This window comes from Siphonobacter sp. (genome assembly GCF_048595215.1).
GTDB lineage: Bacteria > Bacteroidota > Bacteroidia > Cytophagales > Spirosomataceae > Siphonobacter.
In genome coordinates, this window is record NZ_JBMDWJ010000261.1 from 47049 (window position 1) to 65536 (window position 18488).

The 18488-nt window shown below is 47.2% G+C and carries 17 protein-coding genes; 7 read left to right on the forward strand and 10 right to left on the reverse strand.

From position 1 onward, the window contains the following. Positions 1-144: 144 nt before the first annotated feature. The 3 genes from ACOJTG_RS16265 to tilS all read right to left on the reverse strand — a co-directional run bounded on the left by ACOJTG_RS16265 (position 145) and on the right by tilS (position 3822). Entirely contained in the window at positions 145-1080 is a 936-nt protein-coding gene (locus tag ACOJTG_RS16265; protein WP_420154791.1) for a D-2-hydroxyacid dehydrogenase, read from the reverse strand. A gap of 121 nt (positions 1081-1201) precedes the next feature. Continuing rightward, positions 1202-2389 carry an aldose epimerase family protein gene (locus ACOJTG_RS16270; RefSeq protein ID WP_420154792.1) on the reverse strand — a complete coding sequence of 396 codons (1188 nt, stop codon included), beginning with the start codon at positions 2387-2389 and terminating at the stop codon, positions 1202-1204. A 92-nt stretch (positions 2390-2481) separates the two neighbouring features. Beyond that, positions 2482-3822 carry a tRNA lysidine(34) synthetase TilS gene (gene tilS / locus ACOJTG_RS16275; protein WP_420154793.1) on the reverse strand — a complete coding sequence of 447 codons (1341 nt, stop codon included), beginning with the start codon at positions 3820-3822 and terminating at the stop codon, positions 2482-2484. A gap of 60 nt (positions 3823-3882) precedes the next feature. Between tilS and ACOJTG_RS16280 the strand changes: the two genes are divergently transcribed. The 3 genes from ACOJTG_RS16280 to ACOJTG_RS16290 all read left to right on the forward strand — a co-directional run bounded on the left by ACOJTG_RS16280 (position 3883) and on the right by ACOJTG_RS16290 (position 8155). Beyond that, a complete protein-coding gene (locus ACOJTG_RS16280) occupies positions 3883-5463 on the forward strand; it encodes an OstA-like protein (RefSeq protein WP_420154794.1) in 1581 nt (526 codons plus the stop codon). 168 nt (positions 5464-5631) lie between these two features. Then, positions 5632-6258, forward strand: a complete 627-nt coding sequence (locus tag ACOJTG_RS16285; protein ID WP_420154795.1) for a T9SS type A sorting domain-containing protein — start codon at positions 5632-5634, stop codon at positions 6256-6258. Positions 6259-6433: 175 nt separating this feature from the next. Continuing rightward, a complete protein-coding gene (locus ACOJTG_RS16290) occupies positions 6434-8155 on the forward strand; it encodes a D-alanine--D-alanine ligase family protein (RefSeq protein WP_420154796.1) in 1722 nt (573 codons plus the stop codon). Between the two features lie 75 nt (positions 8156-8230). On the opposite strand, the gene ACOJTG_RS16295 is transcribed toward ACOJTG_RS16290, so the two are convergent. Further along, on the reverse strand, positions 8231-9124 hold the full coding sequence (locus ACOJTG_RS16295; protein WP_420154797.1) for a hypothetical protein: 894 nt from the start codon (positions 9122-9124) through the stop codon (positions 8231-8233). A 457-nt stretch (positions 9125-9581) separates the two neighbouring features. On the opposite strand from ACOJTG_RS16295, the gene ACOJTG_RS16300 reads away from it, so the two are divergent. Both ACOJTG_RS16300 and ACOJTG_RS16305 read left to right on the forward strand, forming a co-directional pair. Continuing rightward, entirely contained in the window at positions 9582-11339 is a 1758-nt protein-coding gene (locus ACOJTG_RS16300; RefSeq protein WP_420154798.1) for a phospho-sugar mutase, read from the forward strand. A gap of 76 nt (positions 11340-11415) precedes the next feature. Beyond that, positions 11416-11862: a transcription elongation factor gene (locus ACOJTG_RS16305; protein ID WP_420154799.1), complete on the forward strand. Its 447-nt coding sequence runs from the start codon at positions 11416-11418 to the stop codon at positions 11860-11862. 80 nt (positions 11863-11942) lie between these two features. Here the strand turns inward: ACOJTG_RS16305 and atpH are convergent, their stop codons facing one another. The 6 genes from atpH to ACOJTG_RS16335 all read right to left on the reverse strand — a co-directional run bounded on the left by atpH (position 11943) and on the right by ACOJTG_RS16335 (position 15242). Next, the gene (gene atpH / locus ACOJTG_RS16310) at positions 11943-12482 is read right to left on the reverse strand and encodes an ATP synthase F1 subunit delta (protein ID WP_420154800.1); all 540 of its coding nucleotides are present in this window, start codon (positions 12480-12482) and stop codon (positions 11943-11945) included. 48 nt (positions 12483-12530) lie between these two features. Then, positions 12531-13025, reverse strand: a complete 495-nt coding sequence (gene atpF / locus ACOJTG_RS16315) for a F0F1 ATP synthase subunit B (RefSeq protein ID WP_420154801.1) — start codon at positions 13023-13025, stop codon at positions 12531-12533. Between the two features lie 138 nt (positions 13026-13163). After that, positions 13164-13421, reverse strand: a complete 258-nt coding sequence (gene atpE, locus ACOJTG_RS16320; protein ID WP_102201216.1) for an ATP synthase F0 subunit C — start codon at positions 13419-13421, stop codon at positions 13164-13166. A 72-nt stretch (positions 13422-13493) separates the two neighbouring features. Further along, positions 13494-14558: a F0F1 ATP synthase subunit A gene (gene atpB / locus ACOJTG_RS16325; protein ID WP_102201215.1), complete on the reverse strand. Its 1065-nt coding sequence runs from the start codon at positions 14556-14558 to the stop codon at positions 13494-13496. Between the two features lie 12 nt (positions 14559-14570). Next, entirely contained in the window at positions 14571-14945 is a 375-nt protein-coding gene (locus ACOJTG_RS16330; protein ID WP_420154802.1) for a hypothetical protein, read from the reverse strand. Positions 14946-15032: 87 nt separating this feature from the next. Continuing rightward, the gene (locus ACOJTG_RS16335; RefSeq protein WP_094814985.1) at positions 15033-15242 is read right to left on the reverse strand and encodes an AtpZ/AtpI family protein; all 210 of its coding nucleotides are present in this window, start codon (positions 15240-15242) and stop codon (positions 15033-15035) included. Positions 15243-15402: 160 nt separating this feature from the next. Here ACOJTG_RS16335 and ACOJTG_RS16340 point away from each other — a divergent pair, with 160 nt between their 5' ends. Further along, positions 15403-17520, forward strand: a complete 2118-nt coding sequence (locus ACOJTG_RS16340) for a tetratricopeptide repeat protein (protein ID WP_420154803.1) — start codon at positions 15403-15405, stop codon at positions 17518-17520. 6 nt (positions 17521-17526) lie between these two features. Then, positions 17527-18099, forward strand: a complete 573-nt coding sequence (locus ACOJTG_RS16345) for a Crp/Fnr family transcriptional regulator (protein WP_420154804.1) — start codon at positions 17527-17529, stop codon at positions 18097-18099. The last annotated feature ends 389 nt before the right edge of the window (positions 18100-18488 follow it).

The following is an 18488-nucleotide window of genomic DNA, read 5'->3' on the forward strand; positions in this document are numbered from 1 at the left end:
TGGTAACGAAAAAAGGAGACGTTTCGTCACTCTGGCAGACTACTAAATGCTATTTTTTTCGAAAAGGCTTCCTTAACCGGTTGTAAACGAAGGCTTGGCGGCTCATTACGCCGAAAAAATTAACCATTAGATCACACCCTTTTTCTAATAGCCTTTCTGCGGATCAATGACGTTTTCGAGGGGCTTATGGGATAGAAACTTGTGTAGATTGCTGAGGAAAACATCGATTAGATCTTTGAATTCCTCGGCGTATCCGCCCCCTGAATGCTGGGAAAGAATCACGTTAGGACAATCCCAAAGTGGATGGTCGCTGGGTAAGGGTTCCTGCTCCGTTACATCCAGCACGGCTCCGGCAATATCACCGTTGAGCAGGGCCTGTACCAAAGCGGGTTCGTCCACCGTTGAGCCGCGACCCACGTTGGCAAATACCGCCGACGTATCCATGCGGGCAATCATTTCTGCCGAAACAAAACGGGCCGTTTGCTCCGTACCCGGTAGGGTATTGATGATGACTTGAAATTCACCAATGCCTTCGATAATCTCTTCGGGGGTACGGAAACGGGCTTCCGGGTTGCTACGGCCAAAGAACGCAATTTCGCAATCAAAGCCACTGAGGATTTTACGGCAGGCCTGGGCGATGCTACCCGTCCCCAGGATTAGTACTTTTTTCCGCCGAAGCAGGCTCATCTCCATGCGTAGCGATTGGCCTACCCATTCATTACGACTGCGAAGAATACCCAGCCAGTCCATTTTCCGGTAAAAAGCCAGTACACCTCCCACGGCAGTTTCCGCACAGGGTTGGGCGTAAAAACCCTTCATATTCGTGAGCTGAGCTTCGCTTTTCAGGTTCTGATACTTATCAAATCCTACGGAATGAAGCTGTATCCAGCGAAGATTATCGGCCGCTTCGAGCCATTCAGCCGGCGGATTTCCAAAGACGATTTCAGCTTTTTTGATGTTTTCTGCCCGCGTTGCCTCGGTAATATCAATCTCAAAAACCGCATCAATGGATTGGGGCAGCTTCGATAAAAAATACTCTTTTTCTTCGGCCCGTACGGGAAGTTGAACGTATAGATTCATAATCGTGTAGCAAATGAAACGTAGAGTCCGTTAAAAAACTCACTCCAAGAAACGAAACAACGCGGAGGGTATCTAAAGCATCATACTTCAGCACCCTCCGCGTCGTAGGAATGAGGCAATCTTATTTACGAACCGAAAAGCGGTATTCCGTCGTCGAGGCATACGTCTGACCCGGTTTCAGTACCGTCGAGGGGAAGGTAGCTTGATTGGGTGAATCTGGATAATGTTCCGTCTCCAGGCAAAGGCCAGACCGCTTTTTGTAGTTGACGTTGTTTTTGCCCGTCAGTTTTCCATCCAGGAAATTACCCGAATAGAATTGAACGGCGGGCTCGGTCGTAAGTAGTTCAATGGTGCGACCCGTAGTCGGCTCGTATACCATTCCCTGCGATTTCAGGCCCGTACCGGCTTCGTCGAACACCCAGCAATGATCGTAGCCACCGCCGTTTTTGATTTGTTCGTCTTTTGTATCGTTAATCCGCTGACCCACTACGGTGGCCGTAGTAAAGTCAAATGGAGTACCTTTTACGTCTTGGAGCTTACCCGTTGGAATCAGGTCGGCACCTACGGGGACAATCCGGCTGGCTTTAAGTTGTACTTCGTGTCCCAGAATATCACTCGTACCACCCGTTAGGTTAAAGTACGTGTGGTTGGTCAGGTTAACCACGGTCGGTTTATCCGTCGTCGCCTGATAGTCGAGGCGAAGGGCATTATGGTCGCTAAGCGTGTAGGTTACAGTGGCGTTGAGCGTACCGGGATACCCCTGATCTCCGTCGGGGCTAACCAGCGTTAACTTTAGTCCTACGGTAGAATCCGTTTTTACTTCTTCTGCCGTCCAGACTTTCTTGTCAAAGCCTTCCGTACCGCCGTGCAGCGAGTTTGGTCCGTTGTTGACGGGCAGTTTATAGGTTTTTCCTTCCAGATTGAACTGGCCCTTGGCAATGCGGTTCCCGTACCGTCCAATCAAGGCTCCGAAGTACGGAACGTTCGGTTGGCGGTAACCCGCCAGTGAGTCAAAGCCCAGTACAATGTCACCGAGCTTGCCTTCTTTATCGGGTACGTGGATTTCGGTGATGATACCGCCGTAGTTGGTGATTTTCACCACCATACCCTGATTATTCGTCAGGGTATACAGGTCGACGGGCTGATTGTTGAGGGTGCCAAAGGCAACTTTCGTAATCGAAGCAGACATAGTGGAAGCAGTAGTAGAATCTTGGGTAGTGGTAGCCGTTTTTTCGGAAGACTGGCAGGCTGCTAAGGCCAGTCCCAGGAGCAGGGTTACACTTCCGAGGCGAAGGAATGAATGAAGCATGGTTACGAGGTTTAGGAAAAGATGGTCAGACGAAATCGCTTTCCAATCGATAGAAAGCAAAACTATCGGCTTTCTGTTAGATACAAAGGCATTTACGAAAAAGTAGTTTCTGCAAGAGACTGCTCTGGGTTGATTTCTACCCGTATGGCCGTCTGCGTTTTTTCGGTGATTTTGAATCGCTCGTCTACGCGGTGGCCCACAATCCAGGCAATCTGACCCTGGGATTCCAGTACGTAGACGCGATCTTTTTCGGTACGGGGCACTTTCTGATTGACCAGAAAATCACTGACTTTCTGTCGTTTGCCGTCCAAACCGAGGGGGCAAAACCAGTCCCCCGGTTGCCAAATTCGCAGAGTAAGTGGAAAAATCAGTGCCGCTGCATCCAAATAGGCTATGAAAGGATTGGCTTCCCAGGAAAAATTTTCCTGCCGTTGCAACGTCAGGCTGAAAAAAGGTGTATTGATAACAGCTGGAAGCTCCGAAATAGTATAGCCAGAGAGGGGAGACGTTTGTCGGACCTCCAGCAGCCAGCGTTGCCGATCGAGTACCAGCTCATACCGGGTAGAGAAATACCGGGTACCGGGCTGAGCCAGTCGGTTCTGATAGATCGCCTGACATTGTTGGTAGGAAAAGTCGTAGGCCTTGAGCGTTTCGGCCAGTACAAACAGCGGTTCGGGAAAGGCATCCAGCAAGGCAAACGAAATTTCGTGCGTTTGAGCCACCTGCTGTTGCCAGGATTGCAATTGTTGGGTAATAAATCGTTCGGCTGCTTCCATGCGGTCGAGGGTGGTACGAAAGGTACCTAGCAAATTGGGATTTAGCTCCTGTAACACGGGAACCACCTGATGACGGAGCCGATTGCGACGATAGGTATCTTTCTCATTGCTCGAATCTTCGACCCAGGCTAAACCCTGTTCAGTAGCGTAGGCCTCCAGTTGCTGACGGCTGAAGCCCAGTAAGGGACGAATCAGGGTAAGCGTTTGTGCGGGAATACCGCGAAACCCCGCAAGTCCCGTACCTCGAACTAAGTTTAATAGAACGGTTTCGAGGGAATCATTGAGGTGATGAGCCGTCAGAATGTAGGTGTAGCCCTGATCCGTTCGCAGACGTTCGAACCATTCGTAGCGTAACTGACGGGCGGCCAGCTGGGTGGATAAACCTTTCTGACGAGCGATGGTTAGCGTATCAAAGCGTTGGATGTAAAACGGAACGTTCTGCTGCTCGGCAAGCGTCTGCACGAAAAGCTCATCCCGAACCGATTCGGCTCTCCGGAGTTGAAAATTGACGTGAGCAATGCCGTAGGTGAAGCCAGCTTTTCGAATTAAATGGGTTAATACGACCGAATCCAGTCCTCCGCTGACGGCCAGTAACAGCCGATCCTGGGGAGAAAAGAACTTTCGCTCGTTAATGAATGCTAAAAATTCGGTCAGCACGCTTGCGAATGGTTAATTTTGCCCATGCAAATGAAACACTGGCAAAGATATATTTTGGGGTTGCTACTTTTCCTTCCACTCTGGGGATGGGCTCAGAATCCCACGCCCGCTCCGGCAGGAAAAGTAGTAGATGTAGATTATTCCGATACACTCTGGGTGGACCAGACGGTCGGTAATACCTTTCTGCGGGGAAATGTACGCATGCGGCAGGGGAATGTCGTCTTGCTCTGTCATCTGGCCAAGAAAAATGACCTCATCAACGTCGTCGAAGCGTATGGAAATGTAAAAATCATCCAAGGCGACAGTCTTACGCTGACGGGTGATACGGCGATGTACTTCGGCAACACCCGGCAGGCCAAGATTACGGGCCGCGTTGTGACGCTCAACGATAAGGTGTCTACGCTGAAAACCCGTAAGCTCGATTACGATATGAATTCGAAAATCGCCAGCTACAATACGGGGGGGTCACTGGTAGATAAAACCAGTACCCTGGTTAGTAAAGAGGGCTATTACAATACGGCTACCAAGCTTTCGGTATTCAAGCGAAATGTAAAAGTGAAGAGTCCGGAAACAGATTTGTTTGCCGATTCGCTGCGGTACAGTACCCTTTCCAAGGAGGCCTATTTTATCGCTCCTACGCAGATTATTTCAAAAAAGAAAAAGCAGGAAGCAGCCAATGATACGCTTTTTACATCCTCTGGTTCGTATAACTTGAATTCGCGGATTTCAAATTTCAGGGGACGTTCGACGGTACGCATGCCCAACAACGATCTAACCGGTGATTCACTGTTTTACGACCCCATCACCCAAATCGGTATTGCCAGGGGAAATGTAGTCATGGTGGCCAAGAAAGACAGTGCCATACTAACCGGACAGGTAGGGCGGTACTTTGGTAAAACGGGCATTTCGCGGGTGTACGGCGAAGCGTTGTTACAGAAATTCTTTGCCAGAGATACCCTATTACTCTCCGCGGATACGCTGATTTCGCAGGAGATCCGCGGGGTTAAAGACACGACTCGAAGGTTAATCGCGGATCGGCACGTATTGATTTTCCGGAGTGATTTACAAGCCAAGTGTGATTCACTAGTCTATAACCTGGCCGATTCACTGATTTCCTTTTATAAAAAGCCGATACTCTGGAACGGCCAGAATCAGTCGGAAGCCGATAGTATTTTTGTCCGTTTAGTAAATAATAAGATGCGGACGATGTATCTCAACCGACGAGCTTTTATTATTGCTAGAGATACGCTGATTCAGTACAATCAGGTGAAGGGCCGACGCATCACAGCGTACTTCAATGCCGATTCAAAGCTTGATAATACGCTGGTAGAGGGCAATGGAGAAAGTATTTACTTCGCCAAGAAAGATGATAGTAAACCCATAGGCATGAATTACGTCCAAGCTTCACGGATGCGGCTTCATTTCAAGGAAAACCAAGTGAAACGCATTGCCTTTGTGGGAAGCCCGGACGGTGTATTAAGGCCTCCGAAAGAAGTAACGGCGGATAATCGGGAGCTAGATGGATTCAATTGGCGGGAGAAGGAAAGACCTACGCGGGAAATGGTTAAACGCTTGCCAGTCAAGCAGGTGAAGCCCACCCCGGTGAGAAAAATAGAACCGACCGCTACCCTGAAAAAGTGAGAAAATTTGGGGAAAGCCGACCAAAAAATATTTGGTATGCCTTTTTCTCTGAGTGATTTACAAAAGTAAATTATTTAGTGTTAATACTTGTTAAAAACTTGGTTATCAAACGTATATGGCTACATTTGCTCCTGCAAAAAGTAGCGATTGCATTTCATACAACAATTTATGAAACACCTTTTACTCTTTCTGTACGGCATTTCACTCGTCCTGTCTTCAGCAGTGACGCTTGATACGTATGCTCAGGGAGAGCCGAAACGCAGTCGACTTGACATTAAACCAAAGGCAAAATCTGCGGCTGTTCCCCAACAAATGAGTTCTTTTTTCTATCCCAAAGCCGAAATGTCGCGGGAGGTAAAACTGAATCGTTCAACGGCCGTTAACGAATATTATCGTACGCTTTTACGGAATCGTCCCAAGTCGTCGGGCTCCCCTAAAACTGATCAACCGCTTGCTCCGCTGGCCGTCGTAGCTACTGAAACTCCGGCTTCTGAAGAAACCAATGCCTCGGCGGAAAAGCTGTATATCAGTGATAAAATCACCATTTCCAATCTGTATCCGAACCCGGCTAACGATCATGTAGATGTAGAATACGCGATAGCGGCCCACGCGGGGGATGCAAAAATTACCATTTACAGTCCGCTTGGCATGCAAGTAGCGGATATCATGTTAGATCGGAGTGAACGCAAGCAACGCATCACTACGTCAAACCTGCCCAACAACATTTATTTCTATCAGCTTTCTCAGGAAGGAAGAACATTGATTACGAAAAAATTATTGGTTCGTCATCCCTAGTAAGACTTGAAAAATAATACGAAGAGCCTCAGGAGAAATTCTGAGGCTTTTTTTGTACCACTTTCTGAGTGATTTTTGTATTTATACCCCTGAGCGTGTAACATTCTATACGTAGCTCCGTAACTTTCGATTCTTAAGTCAAATCCCATTTTTGTTCCTTTAAAAACTGAATACCTTGTTTAGAATTGGCATTTTCTTCGGTGGCCCGGCTCGCGAACGGGAGATTTCATTTTTAGGTGGAAAGACAACCTATACGGGTCTGGATCGCTACTTGTTCGAGCCCGTTCCTGTATTCATTGATGGTCGGGGGAATTTTATCCTGCTCGAAACGCAGTACATGGAAGCTACTTCCATCCGGGATTTCTACCCGCCCCAGTCATTCGCTCGTACGGAAGGCTATCCATTTCGTGTATACGAGGAATCTTTAGCGTTAACGCCGGAACAGGAGGATCATATGATCAGTCAGGTAGGTAAACGCCTGCTGCCTCAGGAATTTAAGCAGTATTTCGATTTTGCTTTCCTGGCCGTACATGGTCCCCAACTCGAAGACGGAGCTATTCAGGGCTTACTGGAGTGGTACGGAATGCCCTACTACGGTTCAGGCCTCATGGGCTCAGGAATTGGTATTGATAAGATTGCTCAGAATCAACTCATTCAACAAACCGTCGGATTGAATAAGCGACTCTTTTCGCTGAGTAAATCAGAATGGGATGAATATGATCGGGAGGTACTTTTTGAGCAGGTTAAACAGAATGTAGGATTTCCCTTTGTGTGCAAAGCTCCGCACCAGGGCTCGTCCATCGGCGTATCCTTTATTCGTAAAGACAGCCAGGAAGTATTCGAAAAAGGCGTACGGCAAAGTTTCTTTCAACAGGAAATTCGCCCCGATGAATGGGTTTATTTAAGTGATGAAGAGAAAGGAGCTTTCTTACAACGGATTACAAACCTTGATGAAGGCATCGCCTTTCCACTCACGCTCAATGGCGAAACCACCATTGCCCACCCGGCTGATTTATGGAAAGCCCTTGATGAGCAGTTTGCGGCCCAGTATTGTACGGTTATGCTGAGCTCTATTCACGCTGAGGACGCGGTACTCTTCGAAAGTTTTGTATACGGACAGGAGTTTAGTTGCGGCGTCATTCAGGATTTTGACGGCTCTCCGCTAGCTCTGCCTCCTTCAGAAGTAATTAAAGCCGATGAGGATACTGTTTTTGATTTTGCTACGAAATACCTGACTAATACAGTACGGAAAGGAATGCCCATCCGTACCAGTCTGGAAAATAATCAAGAAGTACATCGGATGGTAAAAGAAACCTTCCGCTTGTTGGGCTTCGGCGTTTGTACCCGCATCGATGGGTTTCTAACCCCGGCAGGTGAAGTATTGCTGCACGATCCGAATACCTTACCCGGTATGTCACCCAGTTCGTTTATTTTTAAACAAATGGCCGAAATTGGGTTGAATGTCACCGATTCGCTCACGTATTTTATCCGCTTTTCTATGCGTGAACGCATCCGTACGGGTAAATTCACGACGCTGCTACGGCAACAATTAGCTCGCCTCGACGAAGCCATTGAGCAACGTACGGCAGGCCTTGCCCAACGTACGGTTCAAACCATTTCCTTCGAAGCTACGGACGAATCGTATGAGCTGGCTAAGAAACTTTACAATACCCTAACGGCTTCAGCGGACTATCGTCCTGAAATTCTTTATACGCATTCGGACGGTCGTAAACTAATCTTGAATGCGGCCTACATGGCCAAACCTTCTATGGCTGATCTGGAACTCTCGCTAAGCGAGCCTCTACATCCGCTCATTGAAGAATGCCGGATTAATGCGGCCGCGGTAACGACGTTTTTGACGGGGGAGCTGATTCCGGCCGTTAGCGTAGTGGCTTAAGGTTTGAGTAAAAGGTACAAAAAAATACCGCCCGAAACCCGAGCGGTATTTTTTATTACAGCTATGATAATCGAATTATCTTACTACGAATTCACCTTGACCGATTTTGAATCCTTCGGCGTACAGCTCAACGTTATATTTTCCTTTCTTATACTGCTGACCACGCGTATACAGCATTTCAACAACGGGCCGATTGTTAGAGTACTGAATCGACTGTTTGTAGGTGTACTGCATGTCACGGCCTTGGAAAGAGAAGATGCCTGAGCCCGTTTCGGTATCCGACAATACAGCACCTTCGGGATCAACCACACGCATCATAATGTCTTTCGATTCCTCTTTCGTCAGCGGGTTCGGAGCCAGCGTAAAGGCTACTTTAATCTTATCTACGCGTTTGCCTTTGTACTCGTTCTCATCATTTGAACGAGTCTTACCCTTTTTATTAACGGCCAATACCCGTACATTCTCAGCCCGAAGTGCGGAACCAATCGTTACTTTATCAGCTAACTCCTGATTGCTGGTACGTAGCGTACTAACTGAGTCACTGTAGGAACGACGGGTATTATCCAAATCCGTACGGATCGTCGTATTTTCTTGGGACAATTGCTGATTCTGATTCGTCAATTGACCATTTTCTTCCTGCAATCGGGCAATTTCTTCATCTTTTTGGGTCAGAATTGCCTCATATTCTTTAATCTTCTTCGTATACTTGGCAATTGAGACATTCTTCGTTTTCAACAATGAAGCATTATCCGCTTCCAGTTGAACTTTGAGTTTTTGCAACTCTTCGATGTTGCCACCTAATTGTTGTACTTGAGCAATTTTAGCATCCAATTCTCTAGAGATGGAGTCCAGACGGCTGTGCGTAATAGCCAAGTCGCGGGCCTTAATACTGATTTCAGTCGATTGCTTATCTGTTTCCGTTTTTTCCTGGAATAACAAGAACCCTAATACGCCTGAAATGGCCAACATTACTGCAAAGGCAGCTCCCCAAATTCCGCTAGATGATTTGTTTTGATTCGTAGTCTCCATAGTTATACGCTATTACGATGGATAAAGGGTTAAAAATGAAATTCACTAAAAAAATAAGCGTGCGTAAAAAAGAGGACGATTAACTCCGGCTTTTTACACGTTACTAAAATCTGGTGCTACAAGGCCCTAACATTTTAGTAAATAAGTGGTTAATGTAATGGGTTGATTTGTAACCGATTCTCATTTCATATTAACGAGATTTTAATAATGGCTGGATTTGTAAAGCCGTAAATTTTTTCGACGAAATGTACAAAGACTTGTTTCGCAAGTAAAATTCCCCGTAAGATTGTACCACTGTTTAGTAAGCATTTCAGTAGTAGAATTCTTTTTTACTCCGTGATGCACAGATTTTTGTAGTTTCATCGCACATCTTAATTTATCAACTTTAACTACCTATATGTCAACCGGTCTCGACGCGATTATCCGCCAGAAAGTACAGAATTGGGTTTCTGGGAACTACGATGAAACAACCAAAACAGCGGTTCAGAAACTGCTGGATGAAGAAAATGATACGGAATTAACCGATGCCTTTTACAAAGAACTGGAATTCGGTACGGGTGGATTACGTGGCTTGATTGGCGTAGGCTCAAACCGGATGAACAAATACACGGTAGGGGCGGCTACGCAAGGTCTGGCCAATTATTTGAAGAAAAGTTTTCCCGGTCAGGAAATAAAAGTAGCCATCGCTCACGACAGCCGGAATATGTCCCCTGAGTTTGCTCAGGTAACGGCGGATGTTTTCTCAGCGAATGGGATCAAGGTATTTCTCTTCAAAGAACTGCGTCCAACGCCCGAACTCTCGTTCACCATTCGTTTGCTGGGTTGTCAAAGTGGTGTAGTCATTACGGCTTCTCACAATCCGAAAGAGTATAACGGTTACAAGGCATACTGGAACGACGGTGCTCAAGTGGTGGCTCCGCACGATAAAAACATTATCACGGAAGTCAACAACATTCAATCCGTTGACGCTATCAACTTCCAGGGAAATCCGGATCTGATTGAAAAAATTGGTGAGGAAGTCGATGAGAAGTACCTGGAGCAGGTGATTACGAAGAACGTAGTGAATCCGAGCGTAATCGAGCGGCAGAAAGATTTGAAAATCGTCTATACGCCGATTCACGGAACGGGTATTACGCTGGTGCCGAAAGCCCTGGAAAAAATTGGCTTTACCAATGTGACTATCGTTGAAGAGCAGGCTACACCGGATGGAAACTTCCCTACGGTGGTATATCCGAACCCTGAGGAAACGGAAGCAATGACCCTGGCCATGAACAAGGCCAAAGAAATTGATGCGGATCTGGTGATGGCAACCGACCCGGATGCGGATCGCGTGGGTTCGGCCGTAAAGAACGCCGATGGAGAATGGCAGCTACTCAACGGTAACCAGATGGCCAGTTTGATCATCTTCTATCTGTTACGGGCCTGGAAAGAAGCGGGTAAGTTAACGGGTAAAGAATTCGTAGCGAAAACCATTGTAACGACGAATCTGATAGACAAAATGTGTGATCGCTACGGCGTGAATTGCTACAATACGCTGACGGGCTTCAAATACATTGCGGGTGTAATCCGCGATCTGGAAGGCCGCGAACAATTTATTGGTGGTGGGGAAGAAAGCTATGGGTATCTGATCGGTGATGCCGTACGGGATAAGGATGCGATTGCTTCCTGTGCCATCATTGCGGAACTGGCCGCTTACGCGAAAGATCAAGGACTGAGTCTGTTTGACATGCTTACGGAAATGTACATGGAAAACGGCTTTTACTATGAAGGACTGATTTCACTGACGAAAAAGGGTAAGGAAGGAGCCGAAGAAATCCAGCGAATGATGAGTGACATGCGGAATAACCCACCCGCCGAAGTAGCCGGATCAAAACCCGTTACGATTCTGGATTATCAAAACCTGGTATCGAAAGATGTAGCGACGGGCCAGCAAACACCAATCGTGGCGGAAATGGGTATTGAAAAGTCAAACGTAATTCAACTGATCCTGGCGGATGGTACGAAGGTATCCGCTCGTCCCTCGGGTACGGAGCCTAAAATCAAATTCTACGTATCCGTGAATGCTCCGTTGGAAAAACCAGAAGATTTTAACACAACGTATGATTCCTTGAAAGCGAAGGTAAAGCAGATTCAGGAAGACCTGGGACTGAAATAAGCCGACGTTCATTCCTTAGTAAAGAAGGGCTGATGAGCATTCTCATCAGCCCTTCTTTAGCTATACTACAGCAGTTATGAATAAAACTACGATCATCGAACGCTTAAAGTCGCTACTGGATGAGAAAGTGAGCATTGCCTGGAATGCCATGCAGGCGGCTCAGGCTTCCGCTAATGAAGAAAGTAAAAGCTCGGCGGGCGACAAATACGAAACGGGTCGGGCAATGGCTCAAAATGAGCGGGATCGCTATGCCCAGCAATATGAAATCCTGCGACAGGAACGCTTACAGCTCGAACGTCAGGAACTGGCTGCCCGCTACGACCGTGTGGAGTTTGGATCGTTGATTGAAACTTCTGAGGGCTGGTTTCTCATTGCCATCAGCGTAGGTATCGTACCGGTAGAGACTGAAAAAATAGTGGTGATTTCACCCGGATCGCCGATTGGGAGTCAGTTATTAGGGAAACGAGTAGGGGAGCATTTCCAGTTTCGAGGTAAATCCTGTTCCATTCTACGCATTGAGTAAGACCAAAAAAAACCCGCCAAGTGGCGGGTTTTTTCTAACTGTATGCAAACAGGTAAAAAATCAGAATAACTGGTACTAAACTAACTTTGAGCAAATTGAATTTTTAAATCATTCAAGCGACTCTTAATCGAATTATCAATCTGATTATCTCCTACCCGAAGTAAATAACCCCCAATCAGGTTGGGGTCTACGGTCTCCGACAGTTCAATCGACTTGCCCGTCTGTTGAGATACCACCGCTTTAAACTGGGTACGCTGGACATCCGTCAGGGGTGAAGCTGTCGTAATATGGGCTACCTGAATTCCTTTTAACTCCTGGTACTGCCGGTTAAATTCCCGAGCAACAGCAGGTAAAATGGATTCCCGGTTTTTCTTCGTAATGATTTCAAAAATCGAAAACGTTACTGGGCTCACACGGGTCTGAAACAAGGCTTTCAAAATTTCCAGTTTCTTCCAGTGTTTAACGATAGGACTGTTTAAGGCCAGTGAAAAATCGCGGTTGGTTTGGCAAATCTGCGTAAACAACTGCATATCTTCCTGTACGTTATCCAGCACTCCTTTTTCCTGAGCCAGCCCGATCAACGATTTGGCATATCGAAACGCTACGCTTTGGTCAGACATAGTGATAATACGTATTTATAACGACGGCTTTGTCGCCGTAGTACGTAATTAGTTCAATTTGGCGTCTTTCAGCCAATCATTTACCAGTACTTCCTGAGAAGTCTTGTCAGATAATTCGCGACGAAGTACCTTTTCAGCAATCTCCAGAGCGATCTTAGAAGTCTCGCCTTTCAGTTTCGCTACCGCAGCAGCCTGCTCTTCGCGGAAGGCTTTACGAGCCTTTTCGATTTCAGCTTTGGCTTCCTGAGCGGCTTCATTTTTTGCCGTGGCAATCATTTTCTCAGCCGTCTGGCGAGCCTGTTTCAGGATCGCATCGCGTTCGATGATGGCATCGGCTTTCGCCCGATCGTTGTCAGCTTTAAGCTGAGCCATTTCATTACGCGTTTTCTTGGCAAGTTCGATAGCGTCTTCAATCGACTTTTCGCGTTCGTTCAGGCTCGACAGGATCGGTCTCCAGGCATATTTGCCCAACACGAAAACCAGGAGCAGAAAGAAAACCAACTGCCAGAAAATCAGACCAAGACTAGGGGTAATTAAGTCCATGACGTTGGAACTAGTTTGGGTTGAAAAATCAAATACGGCGAATGCCTATTTCTTTGTTTGTTTCACTGGAAAGAACATCGGGCCCGGTCACCTAATGCAAGCCGGGCCTGATGTCAGAATTTCGGCTCGAGTTGTGAATTACTTCACAGCTACGAGAAGACAGATTACCGCACCGAACAGGGCAACGGCTTCCACGAAAGCAGCTACGATCAACATCGCACCTTGTACTTTTCCAGAAGCTTCAGGCTGACGAGCGATAGCTTCCATGGCAGTACCACCGATACGACCGATACCCAGACCTGCACCAATAGCCACTAAGCCTGCACCGATTGCCGCACCAAGGTATGCTAATGAAAGTCCACCTTCTTGAGCAACTTGTAAGAGAGTAGTCAACATGACTGTTTTATTTATTAAAGTGAAACAAAGAATGTATTTAAAAAAGACTGTAAAGAGCAAGCAAAGACGCTATTAATGATGATCATCATGGTGGTGCTCTTCAACGGCGGCTCCAATGTAACTGGCCGTAAGAACGGTGAAGATATACGCCTGTAGCACCGCTACTAGCAGCTCGATCATCGTCATGAATACCGTAAAGGGACCTACGATTACACTCAGAGCCGCTGATTTGAAAATGAAAATCAAGCTCAGTAAGCTCAGCAGAATGATGTGACCGGCCGTAACGTTCGCGAAAAGACGAACCATCAGCGAGAAGGGTTTCATCATCATCCCGACAATTTCAACGGGCGTCATCACGATCAGCATCCATTTCGGTACACCGGGCATGGCGAAAATGTGCGTCCAGTAGGCTTTGCGACCGTTGAAGTTTACGACGATAAACGTCAATACGGCCAGCGTAAGCGTTACGGCGATGTTACCCGTTACGTTAGCGGCACCTGGCAACAGACCCAGCAGGTTGTTAATCCAGATGAAAAAGAAAACGGTTAATAGATAAGGCAAGAAGCGACGGTAGTGCTTTTCGCCGATATAGTTTTTAGCTACCTCATCACGAATAAAGATGATGAAGGGTTCCAGAGCCGATTGCAGACCTTTAGGAGCTTTACCCTGACGTTTGGCGTAGCCACCTTTCACAATCGAGAAAATGGTGATCAGAAGCACCACACTAATGATCAGCGACATTACGTTCTTGGTAATGGAAAAATCATAAACGTGTGATCCATCTTCTGACGTGAAATGCTCATGATGTAAATGGAATCCATCATGCTCGCCTGAACCATGGTAGAATGCGTTCGAGGAGTAGATGTTAAGCCCCCGGGTAGGCGTGTACAGAATAACCGGAAGCGGAATAGCAAAGTGTGATTCGCCAATCGTAGCCAGGTGCCACTGGTGCTCATCGGCTACGTGGTGAAGAATCGTTTGACCAGGGTTAAATTCTTCCGTTTTTCCATGCTCATGGGTAGCTTCTGCATGGCCTTCGTGCTCATGCTGAGCAAAAACGGCTTGCGAGCTAAAAACAGAAAGAGCAAAAGATAAAATACTGATTGCAAAGACTTTAAACGATCGATTGCGGCTCATCACGTAGGGATTTCAGGGCTTTTTCTCCGAAAAGTGCCGCAAGTTACTATACACGCCCGCAATTTCAAAACCTGCGAAAAATAAATAGAGTACAAAAAATTGAAGAATGAAGTGCTTGATGGCAAGGGTACCTAAAAAAAAGTAGACGATTAGGAATACAAAACTCAAAATCATCCGCAATACCATGCTGCCCAGGTAAAAGTTAACGAATTTATCGCCATTGTCAGCTAATCCCCATTTGACAAGCCGATAATTGAGAAAACCCAGGCAGGCAAAAAAGGCCAGCATATCCCAGCTATTGGGGTGTATCCAGGCCTGAAGCCCCAATCGAGGAGCTAGAAAAAATACAATTCCTACGAGAAGTACGGGCAGCAGGGTTCGCCACATGTCGGGGTTTGATTAATACCAGCCTGCAAAGGTAAGGCTTTGAAAAAAGTTCTCCTACCGCTTTTCCAGGTTTCAATGGCTGCGTTTTTAGGTTTTAGGTAGCCCTCGAATGAGCGAAATTAGAGCGGCTGCAATAAAAAATAGCGAACAGCCAATGGTAAACCAGGGCGTTTTGGTACCGACCCATTCGTCGAGCTTCAGCCCTAAAAAAACACCTACGCCAATCGTGACCAGCATTTGCATGGCCAGACCCGTATACCGGATGTAGGGATTAAAATTTCGTTCTTCATTTTCCATAGTACATGCGGCTTAGCGACTTATCTCAATTTTTTGAGAGGAATTTACGAACTTGGCATAAAATATGAGCCTAATTCCACGTTTTTAGGTTCGACTCTGCGTTTGATCCATGCCAACTCCATTGTATCGTTATAGCTTTCTAGTACTTTTTTTGCTCGGGATGATTAGCTGTACGCAGCATTCTACGGCCCCGGCGAATGTGGCTTTTCACAACCTGACTTCTAAGTACAACGCCTTATTACAGGCTCAGGAACTGCTAGGAGAGGCCAATAAAACCATTTTTGCTAACCGACGAGATAACTATGCGGCCCTGCTTCCGGTTTTAGTACCGATCGATTCGCAGGCGGCTTTGCTGGTAACCAATGAACTGGCGTCGGTGATTAAAAAAGCTTCGTTAGTAGCCGAGCGTCACCAAAATGCTAAATACCTGGACGATGCGTATCTGGTGCTCGGGCAAGCTCGTTTGCAACAGGGTGACATTCGCAACGCCATTGAAACCTTCAAGTACATCAACACGAATTATCCCGATGGCAACGCTCGCTCGGCCGCTTTGATTGGTTTAATGCGGGCGTATACGGAAGATGGGGAGTATAACATAGCGTTACGGGTGGCGGATGTCGTGCGTAACCTGCCCTTATCCAAAAGTGAAACCCTGGATTATTACCTGACCAAGGCCTACTTGCACCAGCAACGTCGGGAATACGCTGTAGCCGCTGCCATTCTGGAAGAGAGCTTACCCATGATGCCTAAAAATGACAAGAAGGCTCGGGTATACTATGCGTTGGGACAGTTGTATGAACTAACGGATAAGCCAGCCAAGGCTATGAGCCAGTACGCAGCCGTTCAGCGGAATCGTCCTAATTATGATCTGTCGTTCTACGCCCGGCTGAACTCACTGCTTAATCAGCCCAATCAGGATCCGAAGGTGAGTTTCAACCGTATGCTGCGGGATCGGAAAAATGCCGATTTACAGGACCAGATTTATTTTGCCATGGGTTCTTACGAGGAGCGGCGGGGCCACATCCGTGAAGCCATTCCCTACTACAAAAAAGCCGCCAGTCTGGCTGCTCAGAAACCGGAACAACTGGCGGCGGTCTATCTGCGGATTGCGGATTTGAGTTACGACCCGCTACAGGATTACGAAAGTGCTCAAATGTACTACGATAGTACGGTGCAACTCAGACCCCGCAACCTGGGTAATCTGGCCCAGATTACGGAGAAAAAACGGGGGCTCGATCAGTTTGTCATGCACTTACGAGTCATCAAAACAGAAGACAGCCTGCAAAAACTGGCGGCGATGAATCCTACCCAGCTCGACAAGTACCTGGAGAAGGTGGTAAGCGATCGTCAGGCGAAGGAAGCCGCCGAAAAACGACTGGCCGAGGAAAAAGCTGCCCGGGCCCGGCAGGAACAAATGCTGGCGGCGTCGGGTATTCAGCCGGATAATGTACAGGCCTCCAATGTCTGGTACTTTTACAACCCTAATTCGGTGCAACGGGGTAAACAGGAGTTTCAGGAGAAATGGGGTACCCGAAAGCTGGAAGATAACTGGCGGCGGTTGACCAAGGAAACCTCCCTGACGTCGGATAATTCGAACATCACCGCTGTACGTCAGCAAGGGACTGCGGACCCCTCCAATCCCCAGGCTACTCAGGCGGTTTCGCCTGTACAGGCCGAAGTCGAAAGTATGAAAAAGACGATTCCATTTACGCCGGAAGCCCTGGATGCTTCGCGTAAAAAACAGGAATTGGCTTATTTTGAATTGGGCAAATTGTACCGATTGACGCTGAATGAAAATCAGAAAGCCATTGAAACCTTTGAACAGTTACTGACGCTCTTCCCCAGAACGCAGTACGAATCTGAGACGCTGTATTTGCTCTATCTAGCTACCGAAGGAACACCTCGGCAGGCGGAGTACAAAAATCGTCTATTCCAGAAATTTCCGGATTCGTATTATGTTCGTCTGATCAACCGCAGCAGCCTGACCCCTTTGACGGCAGGAGCTGAATCGGAAGCCCAGAATCTGTACGCTCAGGCCTACGAAACCTACCGTCAGGGCGATTATACGAATGCCTTATCCCAAACCGAACGTGGGTTGCAAGCCTACGCGGGAAATGCACTCGAAGATAAATTCGCCCTGCTGAAAGCGATGCTGATGGCGAAAACCCAGAATGCGGAGGCGTACCGAAAAGCTCTTAATGATTTTATTCAGAATTATCCCGGAAGCAATCTGAAACCGATGGCGGAAGAAATGCTGACGGCAGCCAAAGGAAAATAATTCAGTATGCAATCGTTTGAGGTCTACGTCTCACAACTCACACCGGACTTACCGGATACAGCACGGCAGGCCATTGCTCAGATTATCCATCGACAGACCTTTGCGAAATGTACGCTGCTCTTGCGGGCGGGGGAGGTGTGTACGCACTTTCATTACATCGAACGAGGGCTGGGGCGGGTATTCTATTACCGCAACGATCAGGAGATTACGGCCTGGTTTGGTTTCGAGGGCCAAATCATCAGTGCGATTGATAGCTTTTTTACCGGTCAGGTCAGTGAGTACTGGATCGAAATGCTGGAAGATTCGCAGGTCTGTAGGATCTCAAACGCCCATATTGAGTGGCTCTTCGCTCAACACCCCGCTACCGAACGTCTGGGCCGATTGATGATTACCGAAAATTATCTGCGACTCGATGAACGTATGAAACTTTTTGCTTTTCATACGGCGGAAGAACGGTATGCTCTATTGCTTGAACAATTTCCCGCTATTCTACAGCGAGTACCCTTGCACTTGATTGCCTCGTACCTGGGCGTTACGCAGGTAACACTGAGCCGGATCCGGGCTTCGTATCGGCCATAACTTTTTAACATTTGTAAAAGCATACGCGGAGTACAGGACCGAGGTTTGTGCAAAACAAGACCTTTCCGTCATGCCAAAGGCATACGCGTTTAACGCGTTCCAACCGAAGAACTTACGGTGCTTAAGAAGCACCGATGGGCTACTACGATGGATTCAGCTCCTGTGTACACTGGGTTTTCAGACCTTTAATTGTCTGGGAGGATTAGCGTATTATCCTTTGTTTTATAATGAACTAGGATTTCCTATCTATTACGTAATGCCCTATTTTTCCGAAGAATGGCCGATGATTTTACTCGAAACCATCCTGTACCTGGGAATGATGGCCAGTCAAATCTCCCTGGTCAAAACGGGTAGGCTGACTCCGAAACGGATCCAGTGGGCCCTGGGGT

What these genes read in the sequence shown, in the direction of transcription:
- ACOJTG_RS16265 (WP_420154791.1), bottom strand. Translation starts at nt 1,080, where the DNA reads ATGAATCTATACGTTCAACTTCCCGTACGGGCCGAAGAAAAAGAGTAT.
- ACOJTG_RS16270 (WP_420154792.1), bottom strand. Translation starts at nt 2,389, where the DNA reads ATGCTTCATTCATTCCTTCGCCTCGGAAGTGTAACCCTGCTCCTGGGA.
- ACOJTG_RS16285 (WP_420154795.1), top strand. Translation starts at nt 5,632, where the DNA reads ATGAAACACCTTTTACTCTTTCTGTACGGCATTTCACTCGTCCTGTCT.
- ACOJTG_RS16295 (WP_420154797.1), bottom strand. Translation starts at nt 9,124, where the DNA reads ATGTTGGCCATTTCAGGCGTATTAGGGTTCTTGTTATTCCAGGAAAAA.
- ACOJTG_RS16300 (WP_420154798.1), top strand. Translation starts at nt 9,582, where the DNA reads ATGTCAACCGGTCTCGACGCGATTATCCGCCAGAAAGTACAGAATTGG.
- ACOJTG_RS16305 (WP_420154799.1), top strand. Translation starts at nt 11,416, where the DNA reads ATGAATAAAACTACGATCATCGAACGCTTAAAGTCGCTACTGGATGAG.
- atpH (WP_420154800.1), bottom strand. Translation starts at nt 12,482, where the DNA reads ATGTCTGACCAAAGCGTAGCGTTTCGATATGCCAAATCGTTGATCGGG.
- atpF (WP_420154801.1), bottom strand. Translation starts at nt 13,025, where the DNA reads ATGGACTTAATTACCCCTAGTCTTGGTCTGATTTTCTGGCAGTTGGTT.
- atpE (WP_102201216.1), bottom strand. Translation starts at nt 13,421, where the DNA reads ATGTTGACTACTCTCTTACAAGTTGCTCAAGAAGGTGGACTTTCATTA.
- atpB (WP_102201215.1), bottom strand. Translation starts at nt 14,558, where the DNA reads ATGAGCCGCAATCGATCGTTTAAAGTCTTTGCAATCAGTATTTTATCT.
- ACOJTG_RS16330 (WP_420154802.1), bottom strand. Translation starts at nt 14,945, where the DNA reads ATGTGGCGAACCCTGCTGCCCGTACTTCTCGTAGGAATTGTATTTTTT.
- ACOJTG_RS16335 (WP_094814985.1), bottom strand. Translation starts at nt 15,242, where the DNA reads ATGGAAAATGAAGAACGAAATTTTAATCCCTACATCCGGTATACGGGT.
- ACOJTG_RS16340 (WP_420154803.1), top strand. Translation starts at nt 15,403, where the DNA reads ATGATTAGCTGTACGCAGCATTCTACGGCCCCGGCGAATGTGGCTTTT.
- ACOJTG_RS16345 (WP_420154804.1), top strand. Translation starts at nt 17,527, where the DNA reads ATGCAATCGTTTGAGGTCTACGTCTCACAACTCACACCGGACTTACCG.